Source organism: Curtobacterium sp. MCLR17_044 (assembly GCF_003234435.1).
Lineage (GTDB): Bacteria > Actinomycetota > Actinomycetes > Actinomycetales > Microbacteriaceae > Curtobacterium > Curtobacterium flaccumfaciens.
Genome location: NZ_QKTC01000001.1, coordinates 143,244 through 159,152, shown reverse-complemented (window position 1 = coordinate 159,152; position 15,909 = coordinate 143,244). Strand labels below are relative to the sequence as shown.

The following is a 15,909-nucleotide window of genomic DNA, read 5'->3' as shown; positions in this document are numbered from 1 at the left end:
CAGGGCTGTCCGCGTCCTGCTCATCCACAGCTGTCCACAGCGGCACTGGGAGTTATCCACAGGTGTGGAGAAGTCGGTGAGTTACACCAGTGTGATTATCCCCACTGTGGAATCGGTTGTGGATAACTCCGGGGTCGGGGTGTGGATGACGGTGTGGAGAGTGGGGAAAAGTGTGGAGAACGGCAAGATCCTCGAGGATGTGCGTTCCAGGAGCCCTTGAGCTTGTGGAGAACGACGACGCCCGCCGCACCTTGCGGTGCGACGGGCGTCGGGAGAACAGCGGGCTGAGGGTCAGCGCCAGCGGGTGGTCATGAGGAAGCCGACGAACATGATGCCGAAGCCGACGACGATGTTCCACGAGCCGAGGCTCGGAACCGGCAGCGTGGCGTTCGAGATGTAGAAGACGATCACCCACACCAGACCGATGAGCATGAAGCCGAACATGACCGGCTTGAACCACACCGGGTTCGGGGCGTCCCCCGCGGTGTCGACCGAGTCAGCTCGGGTCGTCCGGGCGGGCTTGGTGCGGTCCTTGTCCTTGGCCATGGCCGGTATCCTACCGTGACCACGTGTGTGGATCGGCCCGCGGACCGCCGCACACATCCCCCACGAGTACGGTGAACCGCCATGACCAGGATCCTCGTCGTCGACAACTACGACAGCTTCGTCTACACGCTCAACGGGTACGTGCAGCAGCTCGGCGCCGAGACCGACGTCGTGCGCAACGATGCCTTCCCCGAGTCCGAGATCGCCGACCGCATCGCGGAGTACGACGGCGTGCTCCTGTCGCCCGGCCCGGGAACACCGGCGGCTGCCGGCGTCTCGATCCCCACGGTGCACGCGGCCATCGCCGCCGAGACCCCGCTGCTCGGTGTCTGCCTGGGACACCAGGCCATCGCGGAGGCACTCGGCGCCACGGTCACGCACGCCGAGGAGCTCATGCACGGCAAGACCTCCGAGGTCGACCACGACGACAGCGCGCTCTTCGCAGGTGTCCCGCACCCCTTCACGGCTACGCGCTACCACTCGCTCGCGATCGTCGACGGCACCGTCCCCGACGAGCTCACCGTGACCGCGCGCACCGAGGGCGGGGTCATCATGGGCGTCCAGCACCGCGCACACCCCGTGTTCGGCGTGCAGTTCCACCCGGAGTCGGTCCTGACCGAGGGCGGGTACCGCATGGTCGGCAACTGGCTCGAGACCACCGGGCTGTCGGGAGCCGCCGAACGCGCCGCCGACCTCGGGCCGCTCATCGCGACGCACCGCGCCTGACGAACGTTCCGTGGCGGCAGACGCCGTCGTGTCATCGAGACGCCGCCGGATCCGGCGGCGTCTCGTCCGTTCCGGGGCGTCGTGCCGACACGACGGCGTCTTCCGGCACTGGACCGCACCGTCTGCGTGACGTGCCGTCGGTTGCGGGCGTGCGCCGTGCCTCCAGGCCGTCAGGAGCGGAGGCGACGAGCAGACGTGCCTGTGGGCACGGAGGACGGACGGGAGGCCCGTCACCCGTCCGTCAGGACGGTCGCGTCAGGAGACGGTCGGCTCAGCGGCCGTCGTCACCCTGGTCGTCACCGCGATCGTTGTTCCCGTTGCTGCCGCCGCTGTCGTTGTTGTCGTTGTTGGACGACGGTGCCTTCGGCGGCGCCGCAGCTCGTGCGCAGTAGGTGAGCGTGACGGCGCTGCCCTGGGCGACGTCTCCGGCAGGGGTGTCCTGCTGGGTCACGAGTCCGCCGGTGCACGAGTAGGACGGCGCCGGGTTCACGGTGAGCCCGAGCTGCTCGACGGTGGCCTTCGCCGCCGAGAACTGCTGCTGCGTGACGTCGGGCAGCTGCACCTTGCCGTTGGAGATCGTGAGGTTGATCACGATGCCCTTGGTGTGCAGGGAACCCGACTCGGGGTCGGAGCTCAGCACCGTGCCCTCGGGGACGTCGGCCGAGTAGTCGCTCGAGATCGCTCCGAGACGGAATCCGGCGTCGTCGAGGGACTGTTGCGCAGCCGCTTGCGATTGCCCGTTGAGCTCAGGCACGGGGACGCGTTCCGGACCGAGGGAGACCACGACGTTGACGTTCTGGTTGCGCCCGACGTTCACCCCGGAGCCCGGGTCCGTCCGGATGACCGTGCCCTTGTCGACGCTGTCGGAGTTCTCCTCGACCTTGACGGGCTTGAGGTCCTTCTTGTCGAGGGCACTGGCCGCGGCGCTGTAGGTCGAACCCGCCACGTTGGGCACGCTGACCGAGGACGACACCGGCGGCTTGCCCGGCTGCAGGTTCGCGACGAAGAACACCACGGCGACGATGACCGCGACGGTGAGCAGGATGCCGACCCAGATCCACGCGACCGGAGGTCTGTTCTGGGTGCGCTGGGGTCGGTGCTCGGCGGTGTCGTCGTCGAGTTCGCGGAACGCCGATGCGGCGTTGGTCGTCGTGCGGGGGTCGACGCCGAAGAGCACGGTCGAGGCGTCGTTCGCCGCGTTCTGCTGCTGCTTCTTCGTGGACGCGGGCACCCGGCCGGCTGCGGCCTGCTGCAGGTCCGAGCGGAACTCGGCCGCGTTCTGGAACCGGCGCGTGCGGTCCTTGACCAGGGCGTGGAGGGTCACGGCGTCGAGGGCCGGTGACACGTCGGGCGAGATCGTCGACGGTGCGACCGGCTGCTCACTGACGTGCTGGTAGGCGACCGCCACCGGGGTGTCCCCGAGGAACGGTGCGCGACCGGTGAGGAGCTCGAAGAGCACGACGCCGGTGGAGTAGAGGTCGGTGCGGGCGTCGACGGTCTCGCCGCGGGCCTGCTCCGGTGAGAAGTACGAGGCGGTGCCGAGGATCGACGTGGTCTGCGCGACCGTCGCCGAGGTGTCGGTGATGGCCCGGGCGATGCCGAAGTCCATGACCTTGACCTGGCCGGTGTGGGTGACCATGACGTTGGCGGGCTTGATGTCGCGGTGGACCACGCCCGCACGGTGCGAGTACTCGAGCGCGGTGAGGATGCCCTCGGTGATGCGGACGGCTTCGTCCGGGGCGACGGCGCCCTCCGCGATGATGTCGGAGAGCGGACGGCCCTCGACGTACTCCATGACGATGAAGGGGACCTGCACCTCGGCGCCCGAGGGCTCGGACACCGTCTCTTCGCCGGCGTCGTACACGCGGACGACGGTGGGGTGGGCCATGCGTGCAGCGGCCTGGGCTTCCTGCCGGAACCGCGTGCGGAAGGCCGGGTCGTTGGCGAGGCTCGGCTTGAGGAGCTTCACCGCGACCTTGCGGCCGAGGCGGGTGTCGTTGCCGAGGTGCACGGTCGCCATGCCGCCCCGACCGATGACGTTACCGATCTCGTAGCGATTGGCGAGGAGCGTGATCCCCGCGGTCACACCTTCTGGCACGTACTCCTCCGTCTGTTCGTCCGGGCTAGTGTACGGCAGCACCACCTGGTGAGACGCTGGTCAGGGAGGGGTCGACCGAACCGTTACCGAACGGTGTCGACAGTCCCCTTCCGGGGGTCGTTCACAGACCGTCCTGCGGGGTCTCGGTGGGGTTGATCCCGTCGTCCGGGTTCGTCGTCTCCTGGTCCGTGGGTTCGGTCCACTCGACCTGGGCGCCCGGCGAGGACTCGGAGACCACCGAGGAATCGGACTGCGGCGACTTGCAGGTCACCTTGTACGACAGGGTCACCTTGCCGTACTGGGCGCCGGCGACGGTCACCGCGGTACCGGAGGTGGAGCCGGAGCTGCTGCCGTTCGAGGGGACGGTGCCGTTGTCGATCGTGTACGTGTAGCTGACGTCCGAGTACCCGGCGGGGCAGCTCGTGTACGCGGGCCAGCTGAAGGTCACGCGACCGGACTCGCTGACGGTCCCGCCGGTGGCGCGCTCGGGCGCCGCTGCGGTCAGCACGTCGCCGAACGCCTTGACGGTGACGAGGGTGCCGGGAGCCAGGCTGCCCTCGGGGCTGAGCGACTCGACGGTGCCGACCTGGTCGGACGACGTGGCGTTCGACCCGGCGACGACCTCGGCCTGCAGGCCTCGGGCACGGAGCTGGTTCGCGACCTGCTCGGCGTTCTGCCCCTGGTAGTCCGCCGCCGAGACCGTGACACGGGTCTCGGTCGGTTCGGGGGACGGGGTCTGCGTGGGCGTGCGGGTCGCCTTCGGCGTGCTCGAGGACTTGGTGGGCTCGGGTTCCGGGGCGTTGTTCGCGTTGAGGGCGTACGCGGCGCCGGCGGCGATGGCGAGCACGACGATGATGCCGACGACCCACCAGATCCAGGCGCGCTTCTTCTTGGGTTCCTCGGGCTCGTCGGAGACGGGGGAGCGGGGGGTGCCCGGTCCGCCGGCCATCGCTCCGGCCTGGGTGCCGAGGAGTGCGGTCGCGGCGTCGTTCCCCTGGCCCTGCGGCGGGTTGAACGCGACGGTGCCGTTCTGCGCGATCGCGGGGACGGCCACGGTGGCCGCGGCAACGTCACCACGACGCAGCGCCTGTGCGGCGCGTGCGAGGTTCGCGGCCGTCGCGGGACGGTCGGCCGGCTTCTTCGCGATGCACGAGATGACCAGGGCCGAGACCGGCTCGGGGATGTCCCCGGGCAGCGCCGGCGGCTGCTCGTTGATGTGCGCCATCGCGATCGCGACCTGCGACTCACCGGTGAACGGACGACGACCCGCCAGGGCCTCGTACGCGACGATGCCGAGCGAGTAGATGTCGGTCGACGGCGAGGCGGGGTGGCCGCTCGCCTGCTCGGGCGACAGGTACTGCACCGTGCCCATCACCTGACCGGTCGCGGTGAGCGGGACCTGGTCGGCGATGCGGGCGATGCCGAAGTCGGTGATCTTGACGCGGCCGTCGGGCGTGATGAGCAGGTTGCCGGGCTTGATGTCGCGGTGCACCAGGCCGACCGCGTGTGCGGCCTGCAGGGCGTTCGCGGTCTGCGCGACGATGTCGAGCACCTTGTCGACCGGGAGCGTGTGCTCGCGCTCGATCATGGTCGACAGGGCTTCGCCGGGGACGAGCTCCATCACGAGGTAGGCGCTGCCGTCCTCCTCGCCGTAGTCGAAGACGTTGGCGATGCCCTCGTGGTTGACGAGGGCGGCGTGCCGGGCCTCGGCGCGGAAGCGCTCGAGGAAGCCGGGGTCACCGAGGTACTCGTCCTTGAGGATCTTGAGTGCGACGGTTCGGCCGATGACGAGGTCGGTCGCCTGCCACACCTCGCCCATGCCGCCGATGGCGACCCGGGAGGAGAGCTGGTACCGCCCACCGAAGGTGAGTCCGCTGGTGGGTCTCATTTGTTCAGCACCGCCTCCATGACTTTCTTCGCGACCGGGGCCGCGACCGTGTTGCCGACTCCGGACTGCCCGAGCCCGCCGCCGTTGCCGACGACGACCGCGACGGCCACCTCCGGGTCCTTGGCGGGGGCGAACCCCGTGAACCAGAGCGTGTAGGGATCGCCGGTGCCACCTTCGGCCGTGCCGGTCTTGCCGGCGACGTCGACACCGTCGATCTTGGCATTGGTACCGGTCCCCGCGCTCACGACGCTCTGCATGGCCTCGGTGAGGTCAGCGGACTCGGAGGACGACAGCGGATCACTGTACTGCTTCGGGGAGAAGGACTCGACCGTCTTCAGGTCGCTCGTGGTGATCGAGTCGACGAGTGAGGGCTGCATGACCTTGCCGCCGTTCGCGATCCCGGCCGACACCATCGCCATCTGCAGCGGAGAGACCCGGACGCTCGCCTGGCCGAAGGCGCTCAGCATGAGCTGGGCCGTCGAGTCGACGTCGGGGTACTGGCTGGCGGTCGCCGCCATCGGGATCTCGATCGCGTCGCCGAAGCCGTACTTGTCGGCCATGCTCTTGATCGCGTCGTACCCGAGTTTCTGGCCGAGTTCGGCGAAGGGGATGTTGCACGAGTACTGGATCGCCGTGCGGAGCTTGACCTTGTCGCCGCCGCCGCAGGTGCCACCCTCGGCGTTGTTGATGTACGAGCTCGTGCCGGGCAGCTGCAGTCGCGACGGGTTCGGGAACGTGGAGTCGAGGTTGTACTTGCCGCCCTCGAGTGCCGCCGAGGCCACCACGAGCTTGAACACCGATCCGGGGGTGTACAGGTCGCCGCCGATGGCACGGTTCTGCAGCGGGGCGGTGTCGGCCCCGAGCAGCGCGTCGTACTGCCGCTTGACCTCGGCCGTGTCGTGCGAGGTGAGCGAGTTCGGGTCGTAGCTCGGCTTCGACACCATCGCGAGGATCTTGCCGGTCTTCGGCTGGATCGCGACGACGGCGCCGCTGTTGGTGCCGAGCGCGTCGTACGCGGCCTGCTGCACGTCCGGGTCGATGGTCAGGTTGACGTTGTCGCCCTGGACGTCCTGGCCGGTGAGGATCGAGTTGAGGTTCTGGAAGAACGAGGCGTCCGAGTTGCCCGAGAGCACGGTGTTCTCCGCGCTCTCGATGCCGGTGTTGCCCTGCCCGATCGTGAAGTACCCGGTGACCGCGGAGTACAGGTCGCCGTTCGTGTACTTGCGCTGGTACTGGTACTGGTCGTCCACCGGGGTCGACTCGGCGATCGGGCTGCCGTCCACGAGGATCGCGCCACGCTTGGTGGAGTAACTGTCCAAGATGGTTCGGGAGTTCCGGGAGTCGGCCCGCAACGAGTCGGCCGCGAAGAACTGGATCGACGTCGTCGACACGAAGAGTGCGACGAACATGAGCACGATGACGGTCGAGACACCGCGGAGCTGTCGGTTCATCGACGACGCTCCTTCCTGGTCGCGCGCGCAGACCGCCCGCTCGCGGCGGGGATCGCGCCCTGCTGGACGCGTTGTTCGGCTGGGATGGAATCGGTGAGTCGCAGCAGCATCGCGGCGATGATCCAGTTGGCGATGAGCGAGGAACCACCGGCGGCCATGAACGGCGTGGTCAGACCGGTCACCGGGATGATCCGGGTGATGCCACCGACGACGACGAACACCTGCAGGGCGATGATGAAGCCGAAGCCGACACCGAGCAGCTTGCCGAAGTCGTCCTGCGCCATGAACCCGACGCGGATGCCACGCGAGGCGAACACGATGAAGAGGGCGAGGATCGCGAAGACGCCGATCAGGCCGAGCTCTTCACCGAGCGACGCGACGATGTAGTCGGCGTTGGCCACCGGCGTGATGTACGGCCGGCCCTGCCCGAGCCCCGTGCCGGTGATCCCGCCGTTCGCGAAGCCGAACAAGCCCTGCACGAGCTGGTAGCTCGCCTGGGTGTCGCGGCTGAAGACCTCTTGGTTGAACGGGTCGAGCCACTGTTCGAAGCGGCCGCGGACGTACTCCAGGACGCTCTGTGCGACGAGGGCACCACCGATGAACAGCGTGAGACCGATCGCGACCCAGCTGATCCGTGCCGTGGCCACGTAGATCATCACGAGGAACAGGCCGAAGTAGAGCAGGGCGGTGCCGAGGTCGCGCTGGAACACCAGGACGGCCATCGCGGCGCCCCACATGACCAGGATCGGGCCGAGGTCACGGGCACGCGGGAACGTCATGCCGAGGAACTTCTTGCCGACGATCGACAGCGAGTCGCGGGCGGTGACGAGGTACCCGGCGAAGAACAGCGCCATGGTGATCTTCGCGAGCTCACCGGGCTGGAACGAGAACGGGCCGATCTTGATCCAGACCCGCGCGCCACCGATGTTCGTGCCGATCCCCGGCAGCATCGGCAGGAGCAGCAGGACGATGGTCAGCGCCATGAAGATGTAGCGGTACCGCTGCAGGAAGCGGTGGTTGCGGACGGCGACGAGCGTGATGATCGCCAGGACCATCGCGAGCATCGTCCAGACGATCTGCTTCACGCCGATGGCGTCCCAGCCGGACAGGCCGTTGTGGACGTCGATGCGGTAGATCTCCGCGATGCCGATGCCGTTCAGGACGAGCGCGATCGGCAGGATGAACGGGTCGGCGTTCTTCGCCACGACGCGCAGCACCACGTGCATGACGAGCGCGAGGCCGAGGATGCCACCGCCGACCCAGAGCACCGACTGGTCGAACAGCCGGCCCTTGGTGCCGAGCTGCACGAGCACCATCGCACCCGCGCAGATGCCGCACGCGATGACGAGCAGGAAGAGCTCGAGGTTCCGCGCGCGAGCGGGCTCCCGGAGCTTGATCGTGATCGCCTGGGTGAAGGACTGGGCGGCCGTGGCGTTGCTCATCGCGCGCTCCGCGTGGGGCTCGGCGACGGCGATCGGGTCGGCGAGGGCGACGGGGACGAGCTGGCGTCGCCGTCCCCACCGGTGCCGGCCTGGTCCTCACCGGTCGCGGCGGCCTTGCGCAGGCGCTCGACGATGTCACGGGCGTCGGAGAGCGACTGCGCGTTGATCGTGGAGCGGACGTTCTCGCGGGTGTAGTCCGGCAGCGACGAGACCGTGATGTCGCTGTCCTCGTACACGTCCGACAGCGCCAACGGCCCGATCGACTGCTGCACGCCCTTGTAGATCGCGACGGTGCCCCGGTCGGTACCGACGTAGTAGTGGTCCTGCGTGATCCGCCAGCCGACGAACACCGCGCCGACGAGCACGGCGACGGCGACCACGAGCGCGACGGTCCAGGACACCCGACGACGGATGCGGCGTCGGCGGTCCTCGGCGATGAGCTCGGCGAAGAACTGGTCGGACTCTGGTTCGAAGTGCGAGTCCTCAGGGGCGGTGGTGACCTTGAGCGGGTGCAGCAGGATCGTGGGGAGGCGGATCGGCTTGCGGCCGGTCGACGCCTCGAAGGTGAGCGGTGCCGCGGCGGAACCGACCGTGGTGGCCGCGTCGTCGTCGTCCTCGGGTTCGGTGTCCGTGACGTCCATCACCACGACGGTGACGTTGTCGGGGGCGCCGTGGTCGAGCGTCTCCTTCACCAGGCGCTGCGTGACCTGGTTGGCGTCCATGTTCGACGCCAGGGCGTGACGGATGCGCTCTTCGGCCAGGTACGAGGACAGGCCGTCGGAGCAGAGCAGCCAGCGGTCGCCCGGCTGGATGTCCATGATGGCCGTGTCGACCTCGGGTGCCGCATCGACGTCACCCAGAACGCGCATCAGCACGGAGCGACGCGGGTGGACCGCGGCTTCCTCCGGCGTGATCCGGCCGCTGTCGACCAGCCGCTGGACGAAGGTGTGGTCCGACGTGATCTGCTGCAGCTCGCCGTCGCGGTGACGGTAGATGCGGGAGTCGCCGATGTGCGCGATCGCGATCTGCTCGCCGACGCGGATCATCGCGGACACCGTGGTGCCCATGCCGGTGAGCTCCTGGTGCTCGAACACGGTCTCGGTGATCAGCTGGTTCGCCGCGATGAGCGCCGACTGCAGCGCGAACTCGGCGTCGTGCGCCGACGGGAACTCGCGGTCGACCTCGCGGATGCGTCGGATCGCGATCGCCGAGGCGACGTCACCGCCGGCGTGGCCGCCCATGCCGTCCGCCACCGCGAACAGGTGCGCCCCGGCGTAGCCGGAGTCCTGGTTGTTCGCGCGGATGCGCCCCACGTGGGACACAGCGGCGCTCAGCGTGCGAGCGGTCATGCCGGGTTACCGCCGCAGCTCGAACGTCGTCGTCCCGATCGTGATGGGCGTGCCCTCTGCCACGAGGACGGGAGCGCTCACCTTCTGACCGTTGACGAAGGTGCCGTTCGTGGACTCGAGGTCGGTGAGGAGCCAGCCGTCGGCGCGGAGGTCGAGGCGGGCGTGGTTGGTCGAGGTGTAGTCGTCACGGATCACGACGTTCGACTCGCTCGAACGCCCGATCGTGATGGGGCCGCCACCCAGCGGCATCTCCATGCCCTCGCGCGCACCCTCGGTGATGACGAGTCGGGCCGCTGCCGGCGAGGCGGGCCGTTGCCCACTGCTCGGTTGACCGATCACGTCGGTGAAGGCACCGCTCGAGGCGGGCCCGGGGGCCGCCGCAGCGGGGACGGTGGGGGTGCTGGGTCCGGACGGCGCCGACTTGGGATCGGTCGGGATCGTGCGGACGCGCTGGCCGAAGAGATCGCTGCGCAGGGCGAACACGATCACGAAGACGAACAGCCAGAGCACCGCGAGGAACGCGAAGCGCAGGACGAGCAGGGTCAGGCCTGTGGTCATCGAGCACCTCCGTCGTTCTCCGGGATCACCCGGAACACCATACGGGTACGACCGATCTCGATGGTGGAGTCCGGCTCAACGATCGCCTGCTGGAAGGGCTGACCGTTCAGTTTCGAGCCGTTCGTGGAGCCGAGATCGGTGGCCTGGGCGTGCTTGCCGTCCCACAGCACCTCGACGTGCTTCCGGCTCGTCCCGGTGTCCGCGATGGTGATGTCCGCGTCGCTGCCTCGCCCGATCACCGTGCGCCCGCGGTGCAGTCGGTGTCGCTGCGAGCCGATGTCGAGCACCGGGATCCAGGCCACGTCGCGCTGCACGGTGGTGGAGTCGACCTGCAGGATGCCCGTCGAGAGCGTGCCGTCCTGCTGGAGCCGGATGGTGACCGGGCCGGAGAACGAGTAGTTCTGCGCGACGGCGTGTTGGTGCACCATCTGGGTCAGTTCGTCGATGAGCGGGCGACCGACGTCGTTCATGCGCGTGCAGTCGGGCGGTGCCAGGCGCACGGTGAACTCGTTCGGCACGAGGATGCGTTCACGGGAGACCACCGCGGCCTTCGTGTCGAGCTCGCGCCGCAGGGCGCTCGAGATCTCGACGGGCTGCACCCCGGAGCGGAAGGTCTTCGCGAACGCGCCGTTGACGGCGCGTTCCAACCCTCGCTCGAAGTTGTCCAGCAGGCCCATGCGTCTCCCGTGTCGTCGGTCGTCAACCACTGCATGGTAGTGGTTGGCGTTGACACCCGTCTGTGCGTGGTAGTGTTTCGGGGCTGGCGCGAGTGGCGGAATTGGTAGACGCGCACGGTTCAGGTCCGTGTGCTGGAAACGGCGTGGGGGTTCAAGTCCCCCCTCGCGCACCAGGCGAAAACAGGAAAGGCCCCGGAGGAATCCGGGGCCTTTCCTGTTTCTCGGGCCGGGCCGGGGACGGCCGTCGACGCGTCCGGCCTCAGCCCCGGTCGGCGTCCGTCGTGTGGTCGGCATCCGGCCTGGAGGCACGGCTCGGCCCCGACACGCCGGTTCCGTCGAACCCGTGGTCGGCTCTCCGGGCCTGCTGCGGGGCGAAGAACGGGCGCGCGCTGGGCAGGAAGAGCAGGACCGCGGCGACGACCGACAGCGCGATCGTCAGGACCGCGAGTTCGCCGCCGGTGACGCTCAGGAGCGCGCGGAAGGCCGCGACGACGACGAGCACGATGCGCGCGACGCGGGAGCCCGCGGCCATCCGGAACACCGCCCACGTCACCAGGGCCCAGAGCACCAGGGCGACGATCCCGGCGAGGACCGGCGCCTGGCCGACCGCCGCGTCCGTCGCGAAGAACTGGAGCACCGTGGCCGCGACGCAGGCTGCCACCCACACCAGCCACAGCACGAAGGACACGGTGACCACCTGCGGTCGGTCCGGTCGTCGGAGGATGAACGTCCTGGTCATGCTGCACCGTCCTCTGCCGCTCCCTGGTGCGGCACGTCGAGCGTACCGAGCGGACGGGGTCCTGCCGAGGTGCCCCGCTACGGTGACCGGGTGACCGACGAACGCACCACCGTCCAGCGTCCCGGAGTGGACGTCCCCGACGACCGTGGTCGGACGGGCCTCGACGCCGTGGGCCGTGCCCTCGACCGCAACCCCGACGTCGTCGTGCGGGACGTCGAGGTGGTGTCGAACGGCTGGCACGTGCTCCGCCGCACGACCCTCGACGTCCGGCGCCGTGACGGTCGGTGGGACCGGCAGCAGCGCGAGACCTACGACCGCGGGAACGGCGCGACGGTGCTGCCGTACGACGCCGAGCGCGGCACCGTCCTGCTCACGCGGCAGTTCCGGTGGCCCGCGTACGTGAACGGACACCCGGACGGCATGTTGATCGAGGCCGCGGCGGGACTGCTCGACGAGGACGACCCCGAGACCGCGGTCCGGCGTGAAGCCGCCGAGGAGCTCGGCATCCGGCTCGGCGCGCTCGAGCACCTGGGCGACGTGTTCATGAGCCCCGGTTCGGTCACCGAGCGGGTCCACTTCTACGTCGGCGCGTACACCCCGGCGGACCGGGTCGAGGCCGGCGGCGGTGTGGAGGACGAGGGCGAGGACATCGAGGTGCTCGAGGTGCAGCTCGACGAGGCGCTCGCGATGGTGGCGGACGGTCGGATCGCCGACGGCAAGACGATCATGCTGCTGCAGTGGGTGGCAATGCGGTCAGTGGCACTGCGCCGGGTGTCACCCCGACAGGGCTGATCCGTCCAGGCCCACCGCTCGTGCGATCGTCGTGCGGACCAGGCCCTCGCGGGTCGGGCGGTCGAGGTAGTCGACCAGGGCGTACCCGTTGGTGGCGTCGACGAGCGCGAAGAGCAGGCGTCCGACTCCGTCCGGGTCGTCGGTGTGCAGCACCCCCGCGCGCACCCCGTCGACGACGACCGTGGTGGCGAGGAGCTGCCAGTCGCCCATGACGTCCCGTGCCGCGGTCGCCAGTGCCGCGTTCGTGCGGCCGATGCTCCACGCGTCGGCCCACAGGGTGGCGACGTCGTCGCGGGCGGGATCGGCGATGCAACCGAGCAGGGTGCGGAGACCGGAGACGGGGTCGGGCGCAGCGGTGACGATCGCGCGGACCTCGGCGACCTCGGCGTCCGCGACGGTACGGAACGTCTCGCCGACCAGGTCCTCCATGCTCGGGCGGTAGTGGGCGACGAGCGAGGGCGCGACCCCGATCACGGCGGCGACCCCGCGGAGCGTCACCGCCGCGAGGCCCTCGGCACGCGCCAGTTCGACGGCGGCCGCCGTGATCTGGGCTCCGCGTTCGGCCGGGCTCAGGCGCCGGCGGGCCGGTGTCGACGGCATCGTCCCACCGTATCCGCGCGTCACCCGCCCTCGACCACGAAGGCTGCCCAGAGGTCGGCCCGGGTCGAGAAGACGGAGAGGTCACGGTCGAGGAGCCGACCGGCGTGCTCCACCCGGGCGCGGGCGGTGTGCCGGTGGATGCCGAGGACCCGTGCGGTGCGGTCGTACTCGCAGTTCTCCTGCAGCCAGGTCCGGACGGTGCCCGTGAGCTCGGTGCCGGCGGTGCGGTCGTGGTCGAGCAGCGGCGCGAGGAAGGCGCGGGCGACGGCACCGGCGTCCACGTCGACGTGGGCGAGGTGGGCGAGCACCCCCTCTCGGGCGAGGTCGCCGAACTCGGTGGTGCCCGGGCGTCCTTCACGACGTCGGTCGAGTGCCTGTACGGCCTCGGTGCGGGCGCGCCCGAAGGACCGGTACGCGGCGCCGTCGGACAGGCCGGCGCGCAGGTCGAAGCGGTCGACGAGTTCGGCGACGATCCCGGTGTCGTCCGCGTTCACGCAGAGGAACACGGCGTCGTCGACCGCGAAGAACAGGTGCCCCGGACGGTCCTGCACCCACAGTTCGAGCAGGTCCACCACGGTGTCGAGTTCGTGGTCGGGGACGTCGACGGCCGCGATCCGGACGGGTTCGGCGGGCAACGGCCCCCACACCTCGCGGGACGTCGCCTGCACCACCTCGGGTTCGCCGACGGACAGCATGGTCAGGAGTCCGGTGCGCAGGAGTCCCCGGGCACGGGCGAGCTCGCGGTTCTGCTGCAGGGCGAGGCCGGCCAGGGCGATGACGGCCGTGACGACCTCGCGTCCGGCACGGTCGAGTGCGCCGCCGTTCGCGATCGCGAGCACGCCGCTCAGGTGCCCGCCGCTGCCGAGCGTCTGCAGGGTGTACCCGACGCCCCGGTCCGTGGCGACCGGCAGGCTCGCCCGCTGCCCGGAGCGCAGCAGCCGCAGCGCCTCGGTCCGCAGGAGGTCGAGGTCGGCAGCGGGCAGCCCGTCGGCGGGGTGTCCGCGGTCGAGCCGCCCGGAGACGTCGAACAGGCCGACCCACCCGTCGAGCTGGCGGGAGAGCTCGGCGATGGTCGCGCCGAGTCCGTCCGGTCGCATCGCGGCGAGCGAGATGGCGCGCTGCGCGGCGAGGGCCCAGGCACCGCGCGCGTTGGCGTCCCGCGCGACCGCTTCGGCGTTGGCCTGCGCGACCGCGATGAAGGACGTCTCGTAGGGCACCTCGAACAGCGGCAGTCCGTGCCGGGTGCAGGCGGTGACCAGGACGTCGGGGGTGCCGGCGCGGACGACCTCGGTGCCGAACCCGAGCGCCACGACACCGCGGTCCACGAGCCGGCGGACGTAGGCCTCGGCGACGTCGTCGCGGACGTCGGCCTCGGCACCGAACTGCGTGCCGGTCGTGAGCAGCCCCTGGCCTTCGGCGAGGAACGGGGTCGGGTCCTCGAGGTCCGAGCTGTGCAGCCAGGACAGCGGGGCATCGAGGGCGTGCTCGTCCGCGTCGGTGAGCGGGCGCAGGTGGAGTTCACGCCGGTGCAGCAGGGAGCGCAGCGTTGCGGGCATGCGGTCACCCTATCCACCGGGTCGATCCGCCCGGGGGTCGATGTACACCGTGGACAGTACGAGTGTGCGGTGGTGGCTCCTACCATCGCGGCATGTCCTCCACCGCAGCGTCCGCGACCCGAGCGACCACCGGCGGCCCGTCGCTGCCCCAGGAACGACGGCTCGTCACCGCCGTCCCGGGTCCGCGATCGCAGGAGCTGCTCGCCCGGAAGGCCGGCGCCGTCGCGGCCGGGGTCGGCGTCGCCGTGCCCATCGCCGTCGTCGCGGCCGGTGGCGGCGTGGTGGTCGACGCCGACGGCAACTCGTTCGTCGACCTCGGGTCCGGGATCGCCGTGACGTCGGTCGGCAACGCCCACCCCGGCGTGGTCGCCGCCGTCACCGAGCAGGTCGCGGCCTTCACGCACACGTGCTTCACCATCGCCGCGTACGACGGGTACGTCGCCGTGGCCGAGGCGCTCAACCGTCTGACCCCCGGGGACCACGAGAAGCGGACGGCGCTGTTCAACTCGGGGGCCGAGGCCGTCGAGAACGCCGTCAAGATCGCCCGGAAGCACACCGGTCGGCAGGCCGTCGTCGTCTTCGACCACGCCTACCACGGCCGCACGAACCTGACGATGGCGCTGACCGCGAAGAACCAGCCCTACAAGAACGGCTTCGGGCCGTTCGCACCCGAGGTCTACCGCGTCCCGATGTCGTACCCGTTCCACGACGGGCTGTCGGGGCCCGAGGCGGCGAAGCGTGCGATCAGCCAGATCGAGAAGCAGGTCGGCGCCGAGAACACCGCCGCGGTCCTGATCGAACCGATCCAGGGCGAGGGCGGCTTCGTCGTCCCGGCACCGGGGTTCCTCACCGCACTGTCCGAGTGGGCCACCGCCAACGGCGTCGTGTTCATCGCCGACGAGGTGCAGACCGGGTTCGCCCGCACCGGCGCGATGTTCGCCAGCGAGCACGAGGGGATCGTGCCCGACGTCGTCACGACCGCGAAGGGCATGGCCGGTGGACTCCCGCTGTCCGGCGTGACCGGGCGTGCGGCGATCATGGACTCCGCCCACGTCGGTGGCCTCGGCGGGACCTACGGCGGCAACCCGATCGCCTGCGCCGCAGCCCTCGCGGCCATCGACGCCTTCGAGCACGACGGACTCGTCGAGCGGGCCGGGGCGATCGGCACGGTCCTGCTCGACGCCCTGCGCAGCGCCCAGGCCGACGACCCCCGCATCGGCGACGTCCGCGGCCGCGGTGCGATGGTCGCGATGGAGCTCGTCGACCCCGCCACCGGTGATCCCGACCCCGGGCTCACTGGACGGGTGGTGCGGTACGCGTTCGAGCACGGGGTCATCGCCCTCACGGCCGGCACGTACGGCAACGTCGTGCGCTTCCTGCCGCCGCTGTCGATCGACGACGACCTGCTCCGCGACGGCCTGACCGTCGTCCTCGACGGGCTGGCCGCGTCGTGAGCGCGACCATCCCCGCGACAGCCTGGCCCAGCG

14 protein-coding genes and 1 tRNA gene are annotated in these 15,909 nt (G+C 70.2%); 4 read left to right on the top strand and 11 right to left on the bottom strand.

All coding sequences use genetic code 11. The annotated features are described in order from the left end of the window. Positions 1–291 precede the first annotated feature (291 nt). Positions 292–546, bottom strand: a complete 255-nt coding sequence (locus DEJ04_RS00760; RefSeq protein WP_071404137.1) for a cell division protein CrgA — start codon at positions 544–546, stop codon at positions 292–294. Positions 547–627: 81 nt separating this feature from the next. On the opposite strand from DEJ04_RS00760, the gene DEJ04_RS00755 reads away from it, so the two are divergent. Further along, on the top strand, positions 628–1,272 hold the full coding sequence (locus DEJ04_RS00755) for an aminodeoxychorismate/anthranilate synthase component II (RefSeq protein WP_111022494.1): 645 nt from the start codon (positions 628–630) through the stop codon (positions 1,270–1,272). A 271-nt stretch (positions 1,273–1,543) separates the two neighbouring features. Here DEJ04_RS00755 and pknB read toward each other — a convergent pair whose 3' ends face one another. From pknB to DEJ04_RS00720, 7 genes are all read right to left on the bottom strand, one after another. Continuing rightward, the gene (pknB, locus tag DEJ04_RS00750) at positions 1,544–3,370 is read right to left on the bottom strand and encodes a Stk1 family PASTA domain-containing Ser/Thr kinase (RefSeq protein ID WP_258371267.1); all 1,827 of its coding nucleotides are present in this window, start codon (positions 3,368–3,370) and stop codon (positions 1,544–1,546) included. A 121-nt stretch (positions 3,371–3,491) separates the two neighbouring features. Continuing rightward, entirely contained in the window at positions 3,492–5,258 is a 1,767-nt protein-coding gene (locus DEJ04_RS00745; protein ID WP_111045685.1) for a serine/threonine-protein kinase, read from the bottom strand. Further along, on the bottom strand, positions 5,255–6,709 hold the full coding sequence (locus tag DEJ04_RS00740; RefSeq protein ID WP_110863675.1) for a penicillin-binding protein 2: 1,455 nt from the start codon (positions 6,707–6,709) through the stop codon (positions 5,255–5,257). The genes DEJ04_RS00745 and DEJ04_RS00740 overlap by 4 nt, the downstream gene beginning before the upstream one ends. Beyond that, complete coding sequence (locus DEJ04_RS00735; RefSeq protein WP_071404142.1) at positions 6,706–8,151, bottom strand: FtsW/RodA/SpoVE family cell cycle protein; 1,446 nt, start codon at positions 8,149–8,151, stop codon at positions 6,706–6,708. The genes DEJ04_RS00740 and DEJ04_RS00735 overlap by 4 nt, the downstream gene beginning before the upstream one ends. Next, on the bottom strand, positions 8,148–9,500 hold the full coding sequence (locus DEJ04_RS00730; protein ID WP_111032512.1) for a Stp1/IreP family PP2C-type Ser/Thr phosphatase: 1,353 nt from the start codon (positions 9,498–9,500) through the stop codon (positions 8,148–8,150). Before DEJ04_RS00730 ends, DEJ04_RS00735 begins: the two co-directional genes overlap by 4 nt. A 6-nt stretch (positions 9,501–9,506) precedes the next feature. Beyond that, a complete protein-coding gene (locus DEJ04_RS00725) occupies positions 9,507–10,058 on the bottom strand; it encodes an FHA domain-containing protein (RefSeq protein ID WP_071404144.1) in 552 nt (183 codons plus the stop codon). Beyond that, positions 10,055–10,735, bottom strand: coding sequence for a DUF3662 and FHA domain-containing protein (locus tag DEJ04_RS00720; protein ID WP_111045684.1), 681 nt, complete (start codon positions 10,733–10,735; stop codon positions 10,055–10,057). The genes DEJ04_RS00725 and DEJ04_RS00720 overlap by 4 nt, the downstream gene beginning before the upstream one ends. A gap of 86 nt (positions 10,736–10,821) precedes the next feature. Here DEJ04_RS00720 and DEJ04_RS00715 point away from each other — a divergent pair. Next, positions 10,822–10,908, top strand: a tRNA-Leu gene (locus tag DEJ04_RS00715). Between the two features lie 86 nt (positions 10,909–10,994). Here the strand turns inward: DEJ04_RS00715 and DEJ04_RS00710 are convergent. Next, positions 10,995–11,474, bottom strand: coding sequence for a hypothetical protein (locus DEJ04_RS00710; RefSeq protein ID WP_071404146.1), 480 nt, complete (start codon positions 11,472–11,474; stop codon positions 10,995–10,997). Between the two features lie 90 nt (positions 11,475–11,564). Between DEJ04_RS00710 and DEJ04_RS00705 the strand changes: the two genes are divergently transcribed. Further along, entirely contained in the window at positions 11,565–12,266 is a 702-nt protein-coding gene (locus DEJ04_RS00705; protein ID WP_111045938.1) for an NUDIX domain-containing protein, read from the top strand. Here DEJ04_RS00705 and DEJ04_RS00700 read toward each other — a convergent pair. Then, positions 12,249–12,866: a TetR/AcrR family transcriptional regulator gene (locus DEJ04_RS00700; protein ID WP_111045683.1), complete on the bottom strand. Its 618-nt coding sequence runs from the start codon at positions 12,864–12,866 to the stop codon at positions 12,249–12,251. The two genes, DEJ04_RS00705 and DEJ04_RS00700, sit on opposite strands and share 18 nt — an antisense overlap. Positions 12,867–12,886: 20 nt before the next feature. After that, a complete protein-coding gene (locus DEJ04_RS00695) occupies positions 12,887–14,422 on the bottom strand; it encodes a PucR family transcriptional regulator (RefSeq protein ID WP_111045682.1) in 1,536 nt (511 codons plus the stop codon). Positions 14,423–14,514: 92 nt separating this feature from the next. On the opposite strand from DEJ04_RS00695, the gene gabT reads away from it, so the two are divergent. Next, positions 14,515–15,876 carry a 4-aminobutyrate--2-oxoglutarate transaminase gene (gene gabT / locus DEJ04_RS00690; RefSeq protein ID WP_111045681.1) on the top strand — a complete coding sequence of 454 codons (1,362 nt, stop codon included), beginning with the start codon at positions 14,515–14,517 and terminating at the stop codon, positions 15,874–15,876. Positions 15,877–15,909 lie beyond the last annotated feature (33 nt).